Origin of the sequence: Roseateles koreensis, from assembly GCF_028595305.1 — a bacterium.
GTDB lineage: Bacteria > Pseudomonadota > Gammaproteobacteria > Burkholderiales > Burkholderiaceae_C > Paucibacter_A > Paucibacter_A koreensis.
Genome location: NZ_JAQQXS010000008.1, coordinates 1 through 20789 on the forward strand (window position 1 = coordinate 1; position 20789 = coordinate 20789).

A 20789-nucleotide genomic window follows, 5' to 3' on the forward strand; every position below is an offset into this window, starting at 1 on the left:
ATGCTCAACGGCGCCATGGCCCACCAGAATGTCCGTCGCATTCAACTCGCTCCCTAACGGCGCAGACAGAGACGACCTCGTTCAGCCACACGCTGGGAAAAACGAATTTTGCAGGTCCGACGACGTAAAGCCACCGTCGGCTGAGACAGTGCTGCTCTTGCTGGGGTCAAGGGACATAAATCCAGCGGGGGGCACGATTAATGCCCCATCCTTGATGCAAGGGGCAGGCGTTGTGGATGACCGTTGGGTACGATCTAGCGCCAAAGACTATTCGATGCCAATCACCTTGTGCATCTGCACCGACAAACGCCATTGCGGGTGACTCATGCAATAAGCCACCGCCTCCCGGGTGTGCTGGCATTTCAGCACCGAATCCATCGGCTGCAGAAAAAAGTGCTGAAAGTCCAGGGCTTCAAACTGCTCGGGCCGGGCCAGAGGCTGCGGAAACACCAGTTTGAGCTCATCACCCCGGGTCAGGACAAGTGCGGCATCGGCCTTGGGGCTGACACAAATCCAGTCCAACCCTTGCGGCGCGGCCTGCGTGCCATTGGTCTCGACGGCAATCTCAAAGCCTTTGGCGTGAAAAGCCTCGATCAAAGCCTCATCCAGCTGCAGCAGGGGCTCCCCCCCTGTGCACACCACATACGGCTTGCCTGAGGTCGCTTGAGGCCATTGGCGGGCCACAGCTTCGGCCAAGTCAAGGGCGGTGCTGAACTTGCCACCGTTCTGCCCGTCAGTGCCGATGAAATCGGTGTCGCAGAAACTGCAGACCGCGCTGGTGCGGTCCTGCTCGCGGCCTGTCCACAGATTGCAACCTGCAAATCGGCAGAACACGGCGGCACGACCGGCCTGGGCGCCCTCGCCTTGCAAGGTGTAGAAAATTTCTTTGACGGCGTATGTCATACCGGAATCAAGGTGTCGTCGCGGCTGGCGCTGACGATGGCGCCACAGCCGCGGGTTTCGTACATGTCGATTCGATCGATCTGCGGCAGCACGGCGCGGCCCTTGTCCAGCACCCAGGCGGCCAGGCTGGCCGTATCGCCATCGGGCAGGTCGGCAATTTCGAACAAGGGGCGGTGGTCAATGGCTTTGAAAATGGGATCGAACAAGGTCTTCACATCGCCAAAGTCCACGGTCCAGCCCATTACTTCATCCAAGGCCGCACTCAGGTGCAAGCGCAAAGTGTAGGTGTGGCCATGAATGCCGCGCAAAGGACTGTCAGTGGGCGCTCGCTTCAACTGAATGGCGCTGTCCAAGGTCAGCTCTTTCCAAATGCGGTAATTGCTGCCGTCGAAATTGGCGCCACAGGAGCCGGTTTCATACACGGTGATCCACGACAGTTCGGGCAATAAGGGCTTGATTCTTTCCCACAGCCAGGCCGAAATAACCTCGCTTGTGGGGTTGGACAAGCCATCGATCTGGTTCAGGCATTGATAGTTCAACAGCATGTGGAAAGGCGCCCAAACCTCGTCCAGATGGTCGTAATCGATGCTGATGGCTCGGCCCGTTGCACCAGCCAAGTCTTGGTTGGCATGCATGATGACTTCAAAACCGTGGCCGTGCATGCGGCCGCATTTGTGTCCGGCAGGCACATTGGGCAGCTGATGCGCGGCCTGAAAACGGTAGCGGCGCCAGACATGGGCCATGCCCTGCACATCGAGATCAACACCCGCGTGCTGCATGCTTTGAATGCCGACTTGCTGGATGCCAGGCACGTGAAATTCGGTTTCAAGGCGCTCCCGAATCCACCGGGCGATGTTTTCGTCGGTCGGCTCTTCAATGCAACGGTTCAGCAGCGCGTGGTCCAGGGGTTGCACACAGGCTTCCAAGCGCTGGCGGAGTTCTTCAACCTCGCCGCCGGGAAAAGGCGCCCAGCCCGCTGGCAGATCGGCACGCACCGTTGCGAAATAGCTGTGACCATGCAAGCCATGGCTCCGATGCCCCATGGGCAAAGTGGTGAGCTGGCAGGCGGATTCGAAGCCGCTGGAAGCGGAATAAAGCGTCAGGGTTTTCATCGGGGTCGCAAGTGTGACATGTTGAGCGCGTCTTGCACAAAGCCGGCGAAAGAATCCTTCAAAAAACGCAGTCGCGCTGGTTTCAACCTTCAGATGTTCTTCAATAACAGTATTGAATATCTTATTGGTAGTCTTAGTAGGTGTTGGCCCAACTTGTGGACAAAGCCATTTTTCCAAGCACTGACAAAGACTTGCTTCACCTCAAACCTTGTGGGCCAGTGCACCTGAACTTTGTGTCGAGGTGATAACAACTTTTAAATGTCGGGTCGGGCTGTGGACAAGCCGGGACTTGTTCCACCGGGATCAACAAGCTTGTGCACAAGGTAAAGCTGGGTTTTTGAGCACTTCAGCATTTCAGCTTGGCCCAGACCACCGCATCGGCAATCTTCATTTGCCCACTTTTGTCGATGAACTGCAGGCGCAAGCCGTCGTTTGTGCCCCTCAGTCGCGTTGGTAGCGCAGCAACCGGCCTTTGTAGAGCTCGGTGCCTGGCAGCGAATGAAGCTTTACTTCTTCCAATTGAAACCCCATCGAGTGCATGCGTTTGCTGAAGGCTGAGCGATTGCCTCGATTGGGGTCGACGATGATTACCTCGCAATGGGGCAAGGCGTGTAGCTCGATGAAGCGCGGCAAAGCACCGTTGCCGTCCCGCTCATACAGCACATCGCTGCCCATGATCAGGTCAAAACGGCCCTGCACTTGCGGAACCCGCAGGCGGCTTGGCGCGTGATCCCCGGGGGGGTTCCAGTTGCCATGGCAATAGCGCAGGGGCGGTAGGTTATTGAGCCGCAGGTTTTCCAGCATGAAGCTGCCGGCCAAGGGGTGGCAATCGCTGGCCGTCACCAGGGCGCCACGCCGGTGTGCCACCAGGCTGGCCAAGCCCAGCCCGCAGCCGATCTCCAAAATGCTCTCGTTGCTCCCGAGCTGGCGCTGACCGATGGCCTCCGCGAGGTGCAGGCCCGAGGGCCATAAGAGACCGAACAAGGGCCAAAAGGCCGATGAAATACCCAAGGCTTGCGCCTCACCCTCGGGATCAGAAAACTGCTGGCGGTCCAGCAAGGAGCGGATCTGCAGGGACTCCACACCGGCGATCTGTATGCATTCTTGCTTGAAGAGATAGCCGGGCATGGTCGCAATCTGTAGGGGAGAGGGGTGTAGCGACTGGCAGAAGCTGCGTTCGGCTGTTGTCAGTTGCGGGGGCGCTGGCCGCCGGGCCGGCCGCCGCGTGTTTGCCACAGCGGCTTTTTGCCCTTGAGATGACGTTCAATCCCATCATTGAGTCGGCTGCGCAAGTCCACCACGGCCTCAACGTGTCCGTAGATGCCTGGAAAACGCAGGTCCAGCCACAGCCACAGCGTGCAGGCCCGCAGGGCGGTTTCCATGCGATCGAGCCGGCTGTGTTCATCCACATCGTCCAGGAACCAGGGTGAACCCGCCGCCCCGGTCAGGGCATGGCGATGCGTCCATTCCAGAAATTCCTGAACTTGTGACTCTGTGCGTGTATCCACCGGGGCCTGGGCGTAGATGAAGCGCGACTTCAAGGGCAAGCTGCCCGCGGTTTGGTCCAGTTGCCCGGCCAAATCCAGCATCTGCTCCAGTTCAGCCACCTGAAAATGCGCGTCGTCCAGGCGCAACTGCGCCATGAAGACGTCCAGCACGGCGCGCAATTGGTTCAAATCCAGACGCGACGCGATGGTGCTGATGTGCCACCAGTTGGGTGCAACTGAGGCCTTGAAGTCGCGCGGTGCGCGGGGAGACTTGGGCAGCAACTCCTTGAGGGTTCGTGCGGCACTGTTTTCAGCCTCACGCAAGACACCGCAAAAGCCTTCATCGTGCATGCCATAACGTCCAGCTCGACCTGCAATCTGATGGACTTCAGAAACAGTCAAGGCGCGGTCGCCCTGGCCGTCAAACTTGCTCATCGTGCTGAACAGCACGCGGCGGATCGGCAGATTCAGGCCCATGCCAATGGCATCGGTGGCCACCAGAATGTGGGTGGCGCCTTGTGCAAAGCGTTCAGCCTCGCGCCGGCGTACCTCGGGTGGCAGCGCACCGTAGATCACAGACACCGGGTGGCCGGACGCCGCAATCTGGTCGCGCAGCATCAGCACCTCGCGGCGGCTGAACGCCACCACGGCGTCGCCCTTTTTCAAGGCCGCGATGGGAACCGCTGCCGGGAGCAATTGCACCTCTTGCTTGCGCTCGAAATGCCGCACTGTGCAGCGCTCGCCGCACAGGCCCAGCAGATTTTCAATGGCCGGCACTGCGTAGGCCGAGCAGATGATGATCAACTCATTGGCTGGCACCGCGGCGATGGCCTGCGTCCAGGCCCAACCGCGGTAGGTGTCGAAAAGCATTTGGGCTTCGTCGATCACCGCGACATCGATGGCTTGGCTGGTATTCACCATTTCGATGGTGCTGGACACCACGCGGGCATTTTCGGCCGGCATGTTTTCTTCGCCCGTCAGCAGTGAGCAGGGCACGCCCCGCGCCACCAGGCGGTCCCGGCCTTCAAGCGCCAAGAGACGCAGGGGCGCCAGATAGGCGCCCCGGTGGGCCTGTGCCAGGCGCTCGAACGCTGCGTGTGTCTTGCCGCTATTGGGTGGCCCGACAAACAGCGTGACCGAGCGTTGCAAACGCCGAGCTGCCTCAAAGGTGTCGGGGTAGCCCTGAAACGCCAGTTCATTGTTCAAATGCGCCAGCGTAGTGAGTTCAGCCACCCGACGCTCCCACCGATCCTGAGCTCGGGTGCAGGCCGCTTTCAACTGCGGCAAGGCCTGAGGCGTGCCGCATTCGGCCTGCAGCCGTGGCAGCAGCGAGTCGAGGTGCTCGGCCGAGCCTGACTGGCTGCGCGCCAGCAGGGCCTCCAGGTGGGCCTGGAGTTCGGCACTGCCTTCAAAGGCAGGGGCATCGCCCAGGGCGTTCTGCAGGGCTTGAAGATCGCCCTCGCGGTAAAAGTCCCAGATGGGCGAGGTCTCGGGTAAATTGATCCGGTAAACCACCGGAATGCGCCAGCCCGGTTCGCTGAGCGTCAGCGTCGTGCTGCATAGGCGGGTCCAGCTGGAGGGCGTATCTTTGGAAACGTGCCGGCTCAGCCCCAATTTGTCGAGTGCCAAGGTGCGTTGCTGCATCAGCGCGCGCACGGTGGGCGCGGTGCCGACAATGTCCAGGTGCCGCAGTGCTCCATGAATCAACTCCGGGGCGATCCAGCGGCTGGGGCGAGCACCCGCTACAGCCTTTTGCAGCAGAATCAGACCGGCTTGGTCCAGCAGTTCTTCACTGGCAGGGTCGGCGTCAAGGTCGGCCGGCGCAACAACCTGGGGCAATTGGTAGGCGGCCTGCCGAAGGCGTTGAAGGTCGTCCGGTGTGATGTCGGGCGGCAGGCGTTTGACGTGTCGGGCGTGGGGCAGTTTGAATGCCGGGGCGAGCGCTTTGGCGCCAGGGGATTGGGGTTCTTGAATATCTTGCACCCCGGCAGTTGAACACAGCTGGTGGGAACCCTCTCAGATTTGCATAATCAGCTTTCCCAGAAACGAACTTGGAGATTGTTGTGAACAACAACGTGGTGTGGGTGGACATTCCGGTGACTGACTTGGACCGGGCGATGGTGTTTTACAGTGCCGTGCTGGGCCGGGAGGTTACCAAGGCGGGCGGGCCAGGCTTTGTCTTTGGCCTGCTGGCGCATGAGGACATGGAGGTGGGTGGATGCCTCGCCGAGATGAGCGATAACGCACCGTCCCAACAGGGGCCGTTGATCTATTTGAACGCCAATGGGCGCATGCGTCTGGCGGTCGAAGCGGCCCAGGCCAAGGGCGGCCGGGTGCTGAATGATGTCCATCAAATCGGACCTCACGGTTACCGCGCGGTCCTGCTGGACAGCGAAGGCAACCGCGTCGCGCTTCACGCCATGGCCTTGGATTGAATCCCAGCCCTACTACTTGTCGCCCGCGCGCTCCACCGCCATCTTTTGCATCAGACTGAAGAAGCGGTCGTAGAACTCCCCGGCCGGGATGGTCTCCGACGCAACCTTCACCAGCGAGTCATCGGACGCTGACAATGGGACCGAGATCGAGCCCAGCGCGCTGACACCCAGGCTGGCTGAGTTGGGACTTTTCTTCAAGGCGTAGCGGTCTTGTTGGGCCGATACATAGGCGGTGGTGATCTTGTCGTTGCGGCCGTCTGGTACGCAAACCACATTGAAATTAATCTCCACATGCACCTCGCCGTCAGGCTGGAAGCGCTTCAGCCCATTGACGCTGCCGCCCGGCGCATTGGTGATCACATAGCCCTGGCTCAGCAAGGTGCGGCGTGCCGCTTCGCAAGTGTCATCCACCGACGCATCAAACAAACGCGAGAACGTCTCGTCGGATTGAAAGCGTTCATTTTGATAGACCGAACCACGCGGCGCCGCGGGTGATTTGCTGCCCCAACTGCCGCACCCTGAACAAAGGAAGGCAATGCTGGCGCCGCACAGCGCGCGGGTCATGAATTTCGTGGGGCGAATGAACATGGGGGCATTATCTCGCGACCGCAAAGCTGACCCGAGTCGGCTGCTCCACGACCTGTTGTACGCAGGTCTCTTCGTATCAGACTGGATGGTCATGGCGGCTGAGAAGGCTCATACTTGGGGCGGAGATGTGGAGGCTCGCCAAGGGGTTTGGTGTCCGCCGTGTTTGCGCGTTAGAGCGCGTCAGAACAAGGGTCAAAAATGGTGTTGGACAGGGTGATGTCCGTCTTGCCAGAACTATCTCGGCGCCACTTGCTGTCCTTGGCATCTTGGCTGTCGCTGATATCGGCAACTCGGGTGGCTGGGGCCGCCGGGGATATCGCGGCGACAGAACCTTCGAAGCACGAGATTCACATCGGTAGTTCGGCCGCGCTCAGTGGCCCTGCCGCAGTGCTGGGCCAGCGTTTTCATAGAGGTGCGCGAGCTTGTCTGAAGCAGGTGAACGACAGTGGTGGTGTTGGCGGCATGTCTGTGGTGATGACCGCACTCGACGACGCCTATGAGCCTGGCCGTACGGAGGTTAATACCCGCCAATTGGTTGAAGATGCGCGTATTGTGGTCTTGTTCGGCTATGTGGGCACACCCACCAGCTATGCGGCTATGGCCTATGTGAAGCGCTGGAAAATACCGTTCGTGGCGCCCTTCACCGGGGCTGATGAGTTGCGCGAATTCAATCCGCTGATTTACAACGTTCGGACCAGCTACCGTGTTGAAGCGAAAGCCTTGGTCACAGCCATGAAGTCTGCAGGTGTGCGCCGTTTGGGCATCTTGTATCAAGCCGATCTGTTTGGACGCACGGGCATGGAGGTGATGCGCAATGCGTGTGCAGCACAAGGCATAACCATCGGCGCAACGGCCCAGGTCCAGCGCAACAGCATGCCCACGCCGGCCAGCGTTTCAGCATTTTTTGAGGCGCCAAATTCCGATAGGCCGGATGCCATTTTTCTCGTCAGCACCTATGCCAGCAGCGCAGCATTCATCAAGAAGGCGCGGGACAGGGGGTTTCAAGGCCATTTTTACAGCCTTTCATTTATCGGTTTGGAGCCTTTGCGCGAGGCCCTGAACAATGATTTTCGCAAGCTCACGGTCGCCCAGGTGGTGCCTGACCCGGATGACGCTTCAGTCGCGGTGGTTGCTGCCTATCAAAAAGCCATGCGCGCCGCCGGGCACCGGCAATTTGATTCCATCAGCCTGGAGGGTTATATCGCCGCACGGGTGCTGGTGGAAGGCCTACGCCGGACCCAAAAGCCCTTCACTCGGGATTCAATTGCAGCGAGTTTGAACAGCCTGGGACAGTTGGATCTGGGCGGCTTTCAGGTGAACTACACGCAGCAACTGCATCAAAGCTCCACCTTTGTGAGCTTGCGGAGCGACAAGTAGCTGGGGGTGTGTTGATGTGTGTTGCCTCGGAGTTGCCGCGCTTTCCTTGAGCGGCTCGCCAGCGCCGACAATGCGGCCCATGCGACTTCGAACCAAGATCATTTTGCTCGCAGTTCTGCCTTTGGTGGCCTCTCTGGCCCTGCTGGCGGTGGCCGTTCGCATGCAAGAAAGCCGTTTGGCCCGTCGCGAGCACGATTTGGTGGAGCGTGCGTATATGGAGGCCCGTCGCACCGAGTTGCGCAACTACGTGGCCTTAGCCATCAGCACTGTGCAGCCCTTGTACGACCAGCATGGCACTGAAAAGTACGCCGGGCCTGACGACGAATTAAACCGGCAACATGCGCTGAAATTGCTGGCTTCGCTGGACTACGGCCCCGACGGTTACTTTTTCGTCTACGACTTGAAGGGCAATGTGCTGATGCATTCGCGCCAGCCTGAGCTGTTGGGCCGCAACCTATGGGAATTGCGTGATGCGCAGGGGCGGCCGACGATTCAGCAATTGATCGCGCGGGCTCGCGCCGGTGGTGGCTATGTGGACTACTCGTGGCGCAAACCGAGTAGCGGGCAAGCCGCCGCCAAGCTGGGTTATGTGGTGGCGCTTGAGCGCTGGCAATGGATGGTAGGCACCGGCTTGTACCTGGACGACATCCAGTCGACCATGGCTCAGCTGGACCGTGACGCCAGTGCCAATATCGGCATCACCTTGCTGTGGATCGTGGGCATTGCAGTGTTCGGCGTCGCCTTGATCAGCGTAACCGGCATGGCACTGAACTTCAGCGAATACCGCCTGGCCGAGACCAAGCTGCGGCGCCTGGCCCATCAAGTAGTGCAGTCGCAGGAAGATGAGCGCGCCCATCTTGCGCGTGAATTGCACGACGGCGTCAGCCAAACCCTGGTGTCGACCAAGCTGCTGGTTGAGGCCGCGATAGAAAACCCGGTGCGTGGCGCCATGCTGGCCTCGCTCAACAAGGCGCTGTCGCGTTTGAATGGTTGCTTGACCGAGGTACGGCGCATCTCTCACCGCCTGAGACCCGCGCTCTTGGATACCCTGGGTTTGCCCGCTGCGCTGCAGCATCTGGGGCATGAGTTTGACGAAGCCGGCCCGACGCGCGCCGTGGTGCACACCGACGGGGCGCCACAGGATTTGCCCGAGGTGGTGAAGACGGTGCTATTTCGCGTGGCGCAGGAAAGCCTGACCAATGTTGCCAAGCACGCGGGCGCCACGCAGCTGGTGTTGAACCTCGGTCTCCTCGATGACGGCACACTGTGCATGGCCATCAGCGACGATGGCCGGGGCTTTGACTCCACGGCCATGCAGGTGAATCCGGAGTTAGGCATTGGCCTGCGCAATATGCGTGAACGCATGGCCTCGATTGACGGCACGCTGCAGGTGACGGCCGTGCTAGGGCATGGCACCCTCATTGAAGCGCGGCTGCCGGCCGCAGTACTGGCCCGGTGGACAGCGGGAACAACCGGCATGGCGAAGTAAGCTTGCGCACATGGGCATGGAATTGATACGAATTTTGTTGGTTGACGATCACCCGATGGTGCGTGAAGGCCTGCGCTCGCGCCTGGACAGCGTGCCCCATCTGCAGGTGGTGGGTGAAGCCGGCGATGCATCCGAAGCCATGGCCCAACTGGCCCGCGCTACGCCAGCGGTGGTGTTGATGGATGTCGGCCTGAAGGCCTTGCAACCCCTGGTTGCAGGCGTCAATGGCAATGTCAACGCCACGGTCAACGCAAGCAATGGCATCGAGCTCACCCAAGCCATGCTGGCGTTGAACCCCGGCTTGCGCGTGCTGATGTTCAGCATGTATGACAACCCCGAATATGTGCAACGCGCCCTGCAGGCAGGTGCTCGGGGCTATGTGCTTAAAGACGCGCCTGCCAGCGAAATTGTGGCCGCCATCGACGCTGTGGCGGCAGGCGGCATGTATCTGAGCGAGGCCTTGTCCAAGCGTTTGTTTCGCAATCAGCAGCCGCGCCCCGTGCTGTCGCCCCGTGAGAGTGAAATTCTCTCCGCCTTGGCGCGAGGAGAGTCCAGCAAGCAAATCGCCCGCAGCCTGGACCTGAGTGTGCGCACCGTTGAAACGCACCGCCAGAGCATCAAGCGCAAACTCGGCCTGGCCGGGCAGGCCGAGCTCATCAAATACGCGGTGGAGCATGCGCGCACCGGTTGAGCCGCCGCTGGCGTGCACAAGCGCTGGGGTCGACTGAATGGGCGAGGTCGAGTTGTCGGAAAATTTTACAAACTAAACCTCAATGAATGAGTGACTTAAATATGTCATTGATTTGTAACGAATTTTTCATATGGCCCCGTTTTTGCTTCATGGCTGTCAATCTTCAATTTTTGAAAAACAGCCAACAATGAACACTCACACTTTTGCCAAGATGACCCGTACCGCCGTTGCTGCCGCAGCGATTGCGGTCTCGGCCTTGCCTTTGTCCGCATCGGCTGGCATCGTGTTTCAATCGGTGAGCGATCTCTCCGATACGAGCCAATTCACATTGGCTTGGTGCTCAAGTTGCAGCAATCAGTACCGCATCTTTGATCAATTCACGCTGAGCAGCGCAGCGACCATCACCGGGTTCAGCGTCGATTTGTACAGCCTGTACGGGTACTGGGGTTCGGGTCTGAACTTCTCGATCTGGAGTCTCAATGGCAATCTGCCGGGCACCCAGTTGTTCAGCCAAAACTTGGCTAATGCCGATTTCAGCACCACCACACTGAGCAGCAATGCGCTGTTGGCCAGCACCAACAACGTCAGCGGATTGACGCTGGCAGCGGGCACTTACGAGGTCAGCTTTTACAACAAAAACCTGGCTGTTTGGGGATATACCGGCGGTGGCGGCAATCTCTACCAACAGGGCAACCAGTTTCACACCGGCACCAGCGCAGCTTTCACGCTGACCGGCGCTGAAAGCACCTCGGTGCCTGAGCCCACGGCGCTGGCCCTGACCGCCCTGGCACTGGTTTGCGCAGCTGGCGCCCTGCGCCGTCGCGGAGCCTGATTGCCTGACCTGCTATGGCAGGTCATAAAGCAGCCTGGGCTAGAAAACTTGGGTCAACACAAAGCGTCGGGCTGCCCGACGCTTTTTTTTGGGGTGATGAGCTCTGCAAGGGCCTTACCACTGGCGGCGCCGATATTTCGGGTTTTCACCTAAGTATTGCCGCGCGGCCTGACCGCGCAGCCTGACGGATGCGCGCCGGGCGCGGGATACCGACACTGGCGCTCCAAGCTGGCGCGTCATTGCAAGTCATTCGTCTTGTGCCTGATGCCGTTGGCAAATTCAGGAGACAAGTTTCATGCAAATCGATATTCGCCGCCACCTGGTGTGGCTGGGCGTGGCTGTGCTGGGCGCCTTTGCGCTCGCCACCGTGGCCCTCGGGCGCGGTGAGTCCGTCAGTGCCTTGTGGGTGGTGATTGCCGCCCTTTGCGTTTACCTCATCGCCTACCGTTACTACAGCCTCTTTCTTGCCACCCGGGTGCTGGAGTTGGACCCCCGGCGCATGACGCCGGCCTGGCGCCACAATGACGGGCTGGACTATGTGCCCACCCACAAGGGCGTGCTCTTTGGCCATCACTTTGCGGCCATTGCCGGTGCGGGCCCGCTGGTTGGGCCGGTGCTGGCGGCGCAGATGGGCTATTTGCCGGGCCTGCTGTGGATTTTGGCTGGCGTGGTGTTTGCGGGGGCGGTGCAGGACTTCATCGTGTTGTTCATCAGCACCCGGCGCGATGGCCGCTCGCTGGGCGACCTCATCAAGCAGGAGATGGGCTTGGTGCCCGGCGTGATCGCGCTGTTCGGCGCCTTCATGATCATGATCATCATCCTGGCCGTGCTGGCGCTGATTGTGGTGAAGGCGCTGGCGCATTCGCCCTGGGGCACCTTCACCGTGGCGGCGACGATTCCGGTGGCCCTGTTCATGGGCATCTACACCCGCTTCATTCGTCCGGGCCGCATCGGCGAGGTTTCGCTCATTGGCTTTGTGCTGTTGATGGCGGCCATCGTGGGTGGCCAGTGGGTGCATGAAAGCACTGCACTCGCGCCGTTGTTTGACTTCGACGGCAAAGCGCTCACGTGGATGCTGATCGGCTACGGCTTTGTGGCCGCCTGCATCCCCGTGTGGCTGTTGCTGGCGCCGCGCGACTATCTCTCCACCTTCTTGAAGATCGGCACCATCATGGCGTTGGCCGTGGGCATCGTGGTCGTCGGGCCCGAACTGCGTATGCCGGCGTTCACGCAGTTTGCGGCAGGCAACGGGCCGGTCTGGTCGGGCAGCCTGTTCCCCTTCTTGTTCATCACCATCGCTTGTGGTGCGGTGTCGGGCTTTCACGCGCTGATTTCGTCGGGCACCACGCCCAAGATGCTGGACAACGAGGTGAACGCCCGGTTCATCGGTTACGGCGGCATGCTGGCTGAATCGTTCGTCGCCGTAATGGCCCTGGTGGCCGCCTCCTGCATCGAGCCAGGGGTCTACTTCGCCATGAACAGCCCGGCCGCCTTGGTGGGCAGCGACGTGAACGCGGTGGCGCAGACCCTGTCAACCTGGGGCTTTGTCGTCACGCCCGAGATGCTGACGCAAACTGCCAAAGACGTGGGTGAAAGCACCATCCTGGCGCGCGCCGGTGGCGCCCCCACCTTGGCGGTGGGTATGGCGCACATCCTGCACCAAGTGGTGGGTGGCAAGGCCATGATGGCCTTCTGGTACCACTTTGCCATTCTCTTCGAGGCGCTGTTCATCCTCACGGCGGTGGATGCTGGCACCCGCGCCGGTCGCTTCATGCTGCAAGACCTGCTGGGTACTTTTGTGCCCGCCTTGAAGAAGACCGAGTCACTGCCCGCCAATCTCATTGCCACCGGCCTGTGCGTGGCGGCTTGGGGTTACTTCCTGTACCAGGGCGTGGTGGACCCGCTGGGTGGCATCAATACCTTGTGGCCGCTGTTTGGCATCTCCAACCAAATGTTGGCAGCCGTGGCGCTGATGCTGGGCACCGTGGTCTTGTTCAAGATGAAAAAGGGCCGCTACGCCTGGACCACCATGGCACCTGCAGCCTGGCTACTGGCCTGCACGCTGACCGCTGGCGGGCTGAAGATCTTTTCGGCCGACCCCAAGGTTGGATTTTTGGCGCATGCCGACAAATACGCCAACGCAGTGGCCGAGGGCAAGGTACTCGCTCCCGCCAAGTCCCTGGAAGCCATGCAGCGCGTGGTCTTCAACGACCGCTTGGATGCAGCGTTATGCGCGCTGTTCATCTTCGTCGTGCTGAGCGTGCTGGCCTACAGCGTCAAGGCCGTGATGGCCGCCCGTGAATCTCGCAAACCCACGGTGCAGGAGACACCCTATCAGCCCCTGCCCGCCGGAGCTGTCGGTGGTTAAGTTGGCCGATCTGGCCGCCGACGTCGGCTCAGCCGGTCGCGGCCTCGCCCAAAGCCTGCGCCTGATGGTGGGCTTGCCCGACTACGGCGGCTACCTCAAGCACTTTCAAGCCAATCACCCCGACCAAACCCCGATGAGTTTTGAGGCCTTCTTCAGGGAAAGGCAGCAGGCCAGGTATGGGTCGGGGCGGGGGAAGATGTGTTGTTGAGGGTGCGTGGGCTGATGTTGTAGGGACGAAAAAATAGCGGCCGAGGCCGCTATTTTTCAAATTGAATCAGCGATTACTTGCAAAGATTTGCGGCGACGCAGGTGCCACCCGTCGTCCAAGCCACCTTGCCGGCGGTCAAAACGGGGGTGAGAGTGTAGGTCTCACTACTCAAACCATTGGTTTTGATGGCCGTGGCAGTGATGACACCATCTTTGGTGGCCAATGTTTCCAGATTTCCGGAAGCAGTTGCGATGTCAGCAGGAATGCCATTGCTACCACCGGTGCAGCCTGTGATGGTATCCAAATCCTGAGCGCAAAGTTCCACTGCCACCTTGGCGGCCGAAGTGCTCAAAACAACCTCAGTGAACTTCGCCTTCTTCGTGTAATTCTGGTAAGCCGGCAAGGCCACGGCAGCCAAGATACCAATGATCGCCACGACGATCATCAATTCGATCAGGGTGAAACCTTGTTGGACGCGCTTCATGTTCATGGTGGGACTCCTGGGGGTGTTCAGCAAAAAAGCTGTTGAGGGGTGGGGGACACCCCCCTTGAATGCAGGGGTCGTGCCAGCTTGATTTTGTTGAAATTTTGTGCGTTTTTGCACGTCCTGGCGCGAAGAGGCCGCCAATATGACAATTTTTGTCAGTCGACCCCCTGCATTTTTCTGTCGACTCGCCGTCAGGAGTGACAATTTTTGGCAGCCAGCGCCTGGAAATAAAACTGGGGTCAGAGTCGATTTAAATTAAATCGACTCTGACCCCAATTAAAGAGAGGTGGTTTGTTTCGCTCGGCGTCAAAGCACCATCACTTGCCCCGCTTGCAGTGCGCTCAGGCGGTGGCGGGTGTCCAGGGCGCTGATTTCGGTCATCACGGCGTCGATCTCGCCGGGTTTGATGTGGGTGATGTGCACTTGAACCTCACCTTGCAGATGGGTCAGCTCTTGGGCCAGAGCGGCGGGGCACAGGTGTTGGCTGACGGCGGCGAGTTCGTGTTCTTCGTCGCTGAAGGCGGTTTCGATCACGAGGTGCGAGACCTTGATTTCGGCCAAGCGTTGCCACAGCGCGGGGTTGGGGCCGGTGTCGCCAGTGAACACCCAGTGGGTGTGGCCGCCGGCCGGCCCTGCGTCCACCGCAAAGCCGACGGCGGGCACGGTGTGGGCGGCGCTCAAGACTTCGATCTGGCGCTCACCCAGTTGCAGGCGGTCGCCGATGTTGAAGGGGTGCAGGCTCAGTACCGGATGCGCGGCATTGGGCAAGCGGGTGAAGTCGGGCCAGATCACGCCGTTGAAGATGTGCTGGCGCAGCGCGGCCAGCGTCTGCGGCAGGGCGTGAACCTGGATGGGTGGGCGTTTTGCGGCGGCGCGCAGGCGCAACACCGCGTCTGCCAGCAAGGGAATGGACAGAATGTGGTCCAGGTGCGAGTGGCTGACCAAAATATGGTCGATGCGCGCCAGTGCTGCCAGCGGTAGGTCGCCCACGCCAGTGCCGGCGTCGATCAACACATCGTCGTCCAGCAGGAACGCGGTGGTCTTGAATCCGGCAGAGATGGCGCCAGAACAACCGAGAACGCGAATATTCATGAAAAAGGGCTTGCAAGCGGGGGAGGTGGGCCTGTTGCCGCCTGTGTTGAGTCTTTGTTCAATGAAGCTTCAACCTGGCGGCGTTCAAGTGTGTGAATGTACGCAGCCCAGCGCAACTCACAAGTGCGCATTACCGCCTTTTCACGTGTCCGGCGTCGCCCCGCCCACCCTCTCGTCCGGAGCGTGATTTCATGCACAGCTTGCGGCCGGGCCCCGTTGCCGCCAGGGCTTGGCATACTTCGTCTTTGACCCCGCGCCGCCATGAGTAACAACGACAGCAACCAAGACAAGAAGTCCAGCCGTCCCCAAGACGCCGACAAGCGCACCGGCCTGAGCTTCACCACGCCGGGTGGCAAGGTGAGTTTGACGCTGGAGCAATTGCTGGAGCAGGCGCGTGCACTCAAAGCCTCGGGCGAGTTGGCCCGCCTAACGGCCTCCCTGCGCGGAGCTGCACAGCCCATGCAGGATGAAGCGGGCACATCAGCGCACGCTGCAGAAGACGTTGAAGGTGACGCTACGCTGAGCAGCGAGCCCTCCGCCGAAGAACAAGCCGTGTTGGACGCCTTGCTGCTGATGGGCGGTAGCCGGGGTGCCGAAGGCTTGCGGCTGTGGCTGCTGGCCGCTGATGCGCGGCGCGCCCCTTCAGGCCGCCCTTTTGCGCCTGCCGATATCAGCAAATGTTTGAAGTCCTTGCACCGCAGGGGCTGGGTGCGGCTGCAGGCCGGGCAAGGCTACGCGGCGGATCTGTTTGAACATCAGCCGCGGCTGCAAGCCCTGCTCCTGCGCCCCGAGGCACGCGACTACTGGCGTTGGATGGCGTGGGTGCTGAATGGCGGACAAGGTGATGTGCAGCGCCCCAGTCCGTGGCTGATGTTTCGCAGCGGCGAAGAAGGCGTCAGGCTCCTGCGCTTGTTGGTGTTTGCGGGCCTGTCACAGGCCGATTTCGAGAGCCGCCTGGTGTATTGGCATGAATTGCAGGACCTGGAGATGCTGGCCAACGTGCTGGCCAGGCCGCTGATGCCCGCTGCGCTGGACACCATCGCTGCCGACTTGCAAGACAACCTGCTCACCCAAATCTTCAACGCCCTGCCCGCCGACGATGTGCGGGTACATCAGTTGCAGCAGTGCTTGCAGGCCCGCTTCAGGGCGACGCCCTCCCAGGTGCCGCCGGGTCAGCGCATACGCTTGGCTGAAGTGCAGGGGCTGGCGCTCAACTTCGACGGCATGCGTGAAATTCTGGCGGGCCTGCCCACCGGCGGCTCATCCAGCTTTGAAGGGCTGGAAGCCGCGGCCCAAGGCCAGTGGCTGCAAGCTGCCCAGGTGTTTGAGGGCGCTTTGAAAGACCTCCGCAAGACGCTCAAACAGCGGCGCGGCGTGGTTAGCGATGCTTTGTCACGCATCTATGTGTGCAGTTTGCTGGCGCTGGATGACCCGCGGCAATGGGACGCGGCACGCAAATACTGCGTGGCGGAGTCGGGTTCCCGCAGCCCCTCGCCGCATGAGATGTGGGGGCGCTGGGCGCACGTCATTGGCGCGCGGCTGGGTGAGTTGGCCTTTGACCCCGCCAGCCTGCAATACCTGCCAGCGCTGGAAGAACGGGAGCACGGCCTGACTCAGGCCGCCGACCGCCTGCTGCTGGCCGCCTGGTTGGGCAAGCAGGCGCCGGGGTGGACCCCAGCGGCAGTGCAGCGGCTGTTGCACAAGCTGCATGCCGCGGGCCAAACTTGGATGGCGGCCTGGGTGTTTCAAGCGGCGCCGCGCCTGCACCTGGACGCCGTGACCCTGCCGGATGAACTCAGGGGGCGCACCCTACCGCCCCTCTTCATCGGCGCCCCCCGCGAGGCGTGGCGCGATGCACTGGCGGCCATCACCGCCCTGGCGGGTGAGCCCGACGGCAAGGCCGCCACCGACACCAGTGATCTGGCCTGGGCTTTGACCCTGGACGAGCAAGGCCGCGTGCTGAATCTCGAACCCCTGGAGCGCAGCGTGAGTGCCCGGGGGGTCGAGAAGCTCAAGCCCGTGACGCTCGCCAAGCTCAAGAAAAGCGCCTCGATCCATGTGCGTGACAACGCTGTGCTGCGCCATATTGAGCGCATTCCCTACGGCGGCGCCAACAGCTTCCAGTTGGACGTCAGCCAGGCCACGGTGGCCTTGCTGGGTCACCCCGCCGTGATGTTGACTGAAGCCCCCGGGCAGTGGCTGGAATTGGTTGAAGCCCTGCCCGAGTTGGAGGTGCTGAAAAAGCGCGCCCCGGACGTATCCGCCGCCGAGCATTTTGAATTTCACATCCACCCCGACCTGAGTGCGCGTGTCCCCGTTCGACTGGGCGTTTGGGCGGGTGCGAATGTTGAGCTTGAAGCCGCCAAGCGTGAGGCATTGCGCGTGGTGCGCGACGGCCCGCAGCGCGCCCGCCTGATCCGCATCAACCCGGCGCAGCGCCGCGTGGCTGAATTGGTGGCGCAAGGCTGGACCGTGCCGGTCACCGCCAATGCGGAGTTAGGTGCCGCGCTGCAAGTGCTCAGCGCTCACTTTCAGCTGCACAGCGATGCGGCTGCCGGTCAGTCGGTGCCGGGCGACAGTCGCCTGCATGCGCAGCTCAAGCCCCTGGGTGACGGGTTGCAGCTGCAGTTGGTGGCACAGCCCTTTGGCCACTTCGGCCCCGCGGTGACACCGGGCCAGGGCCGGGCGCGACTGATGTGCATGCACGAGGGCGTGAGCCTGGCGACCGAGCGCGATCTCGCGGCAGAAGAAGCCGCCCGCCAGCAGGTGCTTGAAGCCCTGCCCTTTCTCGACCCCGCGCTGGAGCCGGCCTCTCCCTGGCTGCTGGCCGACGCGGAAGAAGCCCTGCGCGCCGTGGAGGTGCTGCCCAGCTTGGCCGGCATTGCGGCCCTGGACTGGCCCAAGGGCAAGCCCTTGCGCGTCAGCCCCTTGGCCAGCGCGGCCTTGACGGTGCAAGTCAACAGCGGGCGAGACTGGCTGGGCCTGCAAGGCGAGGCGAAGCTGGATGAACAGCGCGTGCTCAGCCTGCAAGAGTTGATGGCGCTGGCGCGCGCTTCGCGCAGCCGCTTTGTACGCCTGGCCGAGGGCGACTACCTCGCCTTGAGCGAGCAACTGCGCCAACAGCTGCGCGATCTTGACGCGCTGGGTCAGGCGAAGAAAGACCAGCTTCAACTGCCGCAGGCCAGCGCCTCGTGGCTGGAAGAAACTTTGGCTGACATGCAGGTCGAGGGCGACGCCCGCTGGCAGACCCGCATGGACGCGCTGGCCGATGCCGCCGCCCTGCAACCCCGCCTGCCGCCTGGGCTGTGCGCTGAGTTGCGAAGTTATCAACAGGAGGGCTTTACCTGGATGGTGCGGTTGGCGCAGGCGGGCCTGGGCGCTTGTCTGGCCGATGACATGGGGCTGGGCAAAACGGTGCAGACCCTGGCCCTGCTCCTGACGCGGGCAGATCAAGGCCCGGCGCTGGTGCTGGCGCCCACCTCGGTGTGCGGCAATTGGCTGAGCGAAACGCTCAGTTTTGCGCCGGGCCTCAGTTGCAAGATCTACGGTGATGATGCCGACCGTGCGGCCGTCATTGCCAATGCTGGCCCAGGCGACGTGCTTGTGGCCTCTTATGCGCTGGCGCAGATCGATGGCGATTTGTTTGCCGACAAAGCCTGGGCCACCTTGGTGATGGACGAAGCGCAGGCGCTGAAAAACGCCGCCACCAAACGCGCCCGCTCCGTGGCGGAATTCAAGGCCGACTTCCGGCTGGCCTTGTCGGGCACGCCGGTGGAGAACCGCCTGTCTGACCTGTGGTCCATCATGAACCTCATCAACCCGGGCTTGCTGGGCTCGGCGGCGCAATTTTCCGAGCGCTTTGCCACGCCCATTGAAAAGCATCAAGACCCGGCCGTGCGGCAGCGCCTGCGGCGGCTGGTGTCGCCCTTTTTGCTGCGGCGAACCAAGTCGCAGGTGCTGCAAGACCTGCCGCCCCGTACCGAGATTGTTCATCTTGTGCAGCCCGGCAGCGAAGAGCGCAGTTTTCTCGAAGCCCTGCGGCGCAATGCCCAAGAGGCTGTGGCCGCAAGTGCCGCCGCCACCCAGCAAGGCCAAGCTGCGCCCATGCAGGTGCTGGCCGAGCTGATGCGGCTGCGGCGCGCGGCCTGTGACCCGCGGCTGGTGGCGCCTGAGTTGGGGCTGGTCGGCGCCAAAATGACGGAGTTCGAGCGCGTGGTGCGCGAACTGGTGGATGGCTCGCACAAGGCTTTGGTGTTCAGCCAATTCACCGACTATCTGAAGCTCCTGGCCGAGCGGCTTGAGCAGATGGGCGTCAGTTACCAATACCTTGACGGCAGCACGCCGTCGGCGGAGCGTACGCGACGCGTGGCGGCCTTCCAGCGCGGTGAGGGCGAGGTGTTTTTGATCAGCCTGAAGGCGGGCGGCTTCGGCCTGAACCTGACCATGGCCGACTACGTGTTGATCGTCGACCCCTGGTGGAACCCCGCCGCCGAAGACCAAGCCACCGGCCGCGCCCACCGCATGGGCCAAAAGCGCCCCGTGACGGTCTACCGCCTGGTGACTGCCGGTTCGGTGGAAGAGCGCATCATCGACCTGCATCGCGACAAGCGTGGCCTGGCCGATGGCATCCTGGAAGGGCAAGACGACGCGGCGGTGCTGGATGCCAAGGCGCTGGCGGCGCTGCTGCGCGGATGAATTCTGGCGTGCGGTCCAGTCCGTGCTCAGGTCGGTAGCTTTGAATGCAAGCGCAGTTCGCTTCGAAAGAATCGCGCAGTGCCGGTGATGGGGTCGGTGAAGCGCAGCTCGCGTGCCAGCAGTTGCAAGGGGTTGCTGAAGTCCGGTGTCACTTGCTCCGGCAACAGGCGTGGGTAGATGCGGTCGCCCAGAATGGGCAGGCCCAGGGCGTTCATGTGGGCGCGCAACTGGTGCTTCTGGCCCGTGCTGGGGTGCAATTCATAACGGGCCATTCCAGCATACTCCGGGGCGTCGCCGGCAGGTGATGGCAGGCGCTCAAGTAAACGGATTTCGGTTTCCGCGTTCACCGCACCGGCCACTTCTTCCATTTGCATGAAAGCATCCGCCCGTTCTGCCAGGCGGCTACGGTGCCAACGGGGCAGCGACAGCGTGGGCTTGAAGGGTGCGATCGCCTCGTAGACTTTGCTGACTGCCCGGTCGCGAAACAGGTTTTGATAGGCGCTGCGCGTCTGTGGCTGGATGCTGAACAGCACCAGGCCGGCCGTTTCACGGTCAATGCGGTGTGCCGGCGTCAGGGTGGCCAGGCCCGTGGCTTGGCGCAGTCGGGTCAGCAGGGTTTGCTGCACATAACGGCCTGCGGGCACGACCGGCAAAAAGTGCGGCTTGTCGGCCACCAGCAGCCATTCGTCTTGAAACAGAATGCTCGCCTCGAAAGGAATCTCTGGTTCGTGCGCCAACTGGCGCCAGTAATACACGCGGCTGGCGCCTCGGTAGGGCGCATCGGGCGTCAGCGACTGCCCTTCAGCGTTCAGGACATCGCCCGCCTGCAGCCGTCCTTGCCAGCTGGCGCGGCTGACCAGCGGCAGGCGCTCACAAAGAAAATCAAGCACGGTGGACCAGGGGCCGGCCGGGCAAGCCAGGGCGCTGGCGGCCACACCCGCGCGCAGCGGCAGTTCGAGCTTGGGGGGGCGGCTCACGGTGGGTGTTTCAGGGTGGGGATGGCTTCAAGGACGATTCACGGGCCC

16 protein-coding genes are annotated in these 20789 nt (G+C 61.8%); 8 read left to right on the plus strand and 8 right to left on the minus strand.

The genetic code is table 11. The annotated features are described in order from the left end of the window. Window positions 1–267: 267 nt before the first annotated feature. The 4 genes from queE to PRZ01_RS10095 all read right to left on the minus strand — a co-directional run bounded on the left by queE (window position 268) and on the right by PRZ01_RS10095 (window position 5485). Window positions 268–903, minus strand: a complete 636-nt coding sequence (gene queE, locus PRZ01_RS10080) for a 7-carboxy-7-deazaguanine synthase (protein ID WP_273596661.1) — start codon at window positions 901–903, stop codon at window positions 268–270. Further along, window positions 900–2015, minus strand: coding sequence for a 6-carboxytetrahydropterin synthase (locus tag PRZ01_RS10085; RefSeq protein ID WP_273596662.1), 1116 nt, complete (start codon window positions 2013–2015; stop codon window positions 900–902). Before PRZ01_RS10085 ends, queE begins: the two co-directional genes overlap by 4 nt. 441 nt (window positions 2016–2456) lie before the next feature. After that, window positions 2457–3143 carry a class I SAM-dependent methyltransferase gene (locus PRZ01_RS10090; protein WP_273596663.1) on the minus strand — a complete coding sequence of 229 codons (687 nt, stop codon included), beginning with the start codon at window positions 3141–3143 and terminating at the stop codon, window positions 2457–2459. 59 nt (window positions 3144–3202) lie between these two features. Further along, on the minus strand, window positions 3203–5485 hold the full coding sequence (locus PRZ01_RS10095; RefSeq protein WP_273596664.1) for a helicase-related protein: 2283 nt from the start codon (window positions 5483–5485) through the stop codon (window positions 3203–3205). An 80-nt stretch (window positions 5486–5565) separates the two neighbouring features. Here PRZ01_RS10095 and PRZ01_RS10100 point away from each other — a divergent pair, with 80 nt between their 5' ends. Then, window positions 5566–5937 carry a VOC family protein gene (locus PRZ01_RS10100; protein ID WP_273596665.1) on the plus strand — a complete coding sequence of 124 codons (372 nt, stop codon included), beginning with the start codon at window positions 5566–5568 and terminating at the stop codon, window positions 5935–5937. Window positions 5938–5949: 12 nt separating this feature from the next. On the opposite strand, the gene PRZ01_RS10105 is transcribed toward PRZ01_RS10100, so the two are convergent. After that, a complete protein-coding gene (locus PRZ01_RS10105; RefSeq protein ID WP_273596666.1) occupies window positions 5950–6525 on the minus strand; it encodes a DUF2242 domain-containing protein in 576 nt (191 codons plus the stop codon). A gap of 216 nt (window positions 6526–6741) precedes the next feature. Here PRZ01_RS10105 and PRZ01_RS10110 point away from each other — a divergent pair, with 216 nt between their 5' ends. From PRZ01_RS10110 to PRZ01_RS10135, 6 genes are all read left to right on the plus strand, one after another. Further along, window positions 6742–7902 (plus strand): ABC transporter substrate-binding protein, encoded by a 1161-nt coding sequence (locus PRZ01_RS10110; RefSeq protein ID WP_273596848.1) that lies wholly within the window; start codon window positions 6742–6744, stop codon window positions 7900–7902. Between the two features lie 79 nt (window positions 7903–7981). Then, window positions 7982–9391: a cache domain-containing protein gene (locus PRZ01_RS10115; protein WP_273596667.1), complete on the plus strand. Its 1410-nt coding sequence runs from the start codon at window positions 7982–7984 to the stop codon at window positions 9389–9391. Between the two features lie 10 nt (window positions 9392–9401). Next, window positions 9402–10082, plus strand: coding sequence for a response regulator transcription factor (locus PRZ01_RS10120; protein WP_273596668.1), 681 nt, complete (start codon window positions 9402–9404; stop codon window positions 10080–10082). Between the two features lie 187 nt (window positions 10083–10269). Then, window positions 10270–10914 (plus strand): PEP-CTERM sorting domain-containing protein, encoded by a 645-nt coding sequence (locus PRZ01_RS10125; RefSeq protein ID WP_273596669.1) that lies wholly within the window; start codon window positions 10270–10272, stop codon window positions 10912–10914. 295 nt (window positions 10915–11209) lie between these two features. Beyond that, the gene (locus PRZ01_RS10130) at window positions 11210–13282 is read left to right on the plus strand and encodes a carbon starvation CstA family protein (protein WP_273596670.1); all 2073 of its coding nucleotides are present in this window, start codon (window positions 11210–11212) and stop codon (window positions 13280–13282) included. A gap of 1 nt (window position 13283) precedes the next feature. Further along, window positions 13284–13490 (plus strand): YbdD/YjiX family protein, encoded by a 207-nt coding sequence (locus PRZ01_RS10135; RefSeq protein ID WP_409993835.1) that lies wholly within the window; start codon window positions 13284–13286, stop codon window positions 13488–13490. A gap of 73 nt (window positions 13491–13563) precedes the next feature. Here the strand turns inward: PRZ01_RS10135 and PRZ01_RS10140 are convergent, their stop codons facing one another. Together PRZ01_RS10140 and PRZ01_RS10145 are read right to left on the minus strand one after the other, a co-directional pair. Further along, window positions 13564–13980 (minus strand): pilin, encoded by a 417-nt coding sequence (locus PRZ01_RS10140; RefSeq protein ID WP_273596671.1) that lies wholly within the window; start codon window positions 13978–13980, stop codon window positions 13564–13566. A 303-nt stretch (window positions 13981–14283) separates the two neighbouring features. Continuing rightward, the gene (locus tag PRZ01_RS10145; protein ID WP_273596672.1) at window positions 14284–15069 is read right to left on the minus strand and encodes an MBL fold metallo-hydrolase; all 786 of its coding nucleotides are present in this window, start codon (window positions 15067–15069) and stop codon (window positions 14284–14286) included. A 261-nt stretch (window positions 15070–15330) separates the two neighbouring features. Between PRZ01_RS10145 and PRZ01_RS10150 the strand changes: the two genes are divergently transcribed. Beyond that, on the plus strand, window positions 15331–19764 hold the full coding sequence (locus PRZ01_RS10150) for a DEAD/DEAH box helicase (RefSeq protein WP_273596673.1): 4434 nt from the start codon (window positions 15331–15333) through the stop codon (window positions 19762–19764). A gap of 26 nt (window positions 19765–19790) precedes the next feature. On the opposite strand, the gene PRZ01_RS10155 is transcribed toward PRZ01_RS10150, so the two are convergent. After that, window positions 19791–20741 carry a pseudouridine synthase gene (locus PRZ01_RS10155; protein WP_273596674.1) on the minus strand — a complete coding sequence of 317 codons (951 nt, stop codon included), beginning with the start codon at window positions 20739–20741 and terminating at the stop codon, window positions 19791–19793. Window positions 20742–20789 lie beyond the last annotated feature (48 nt).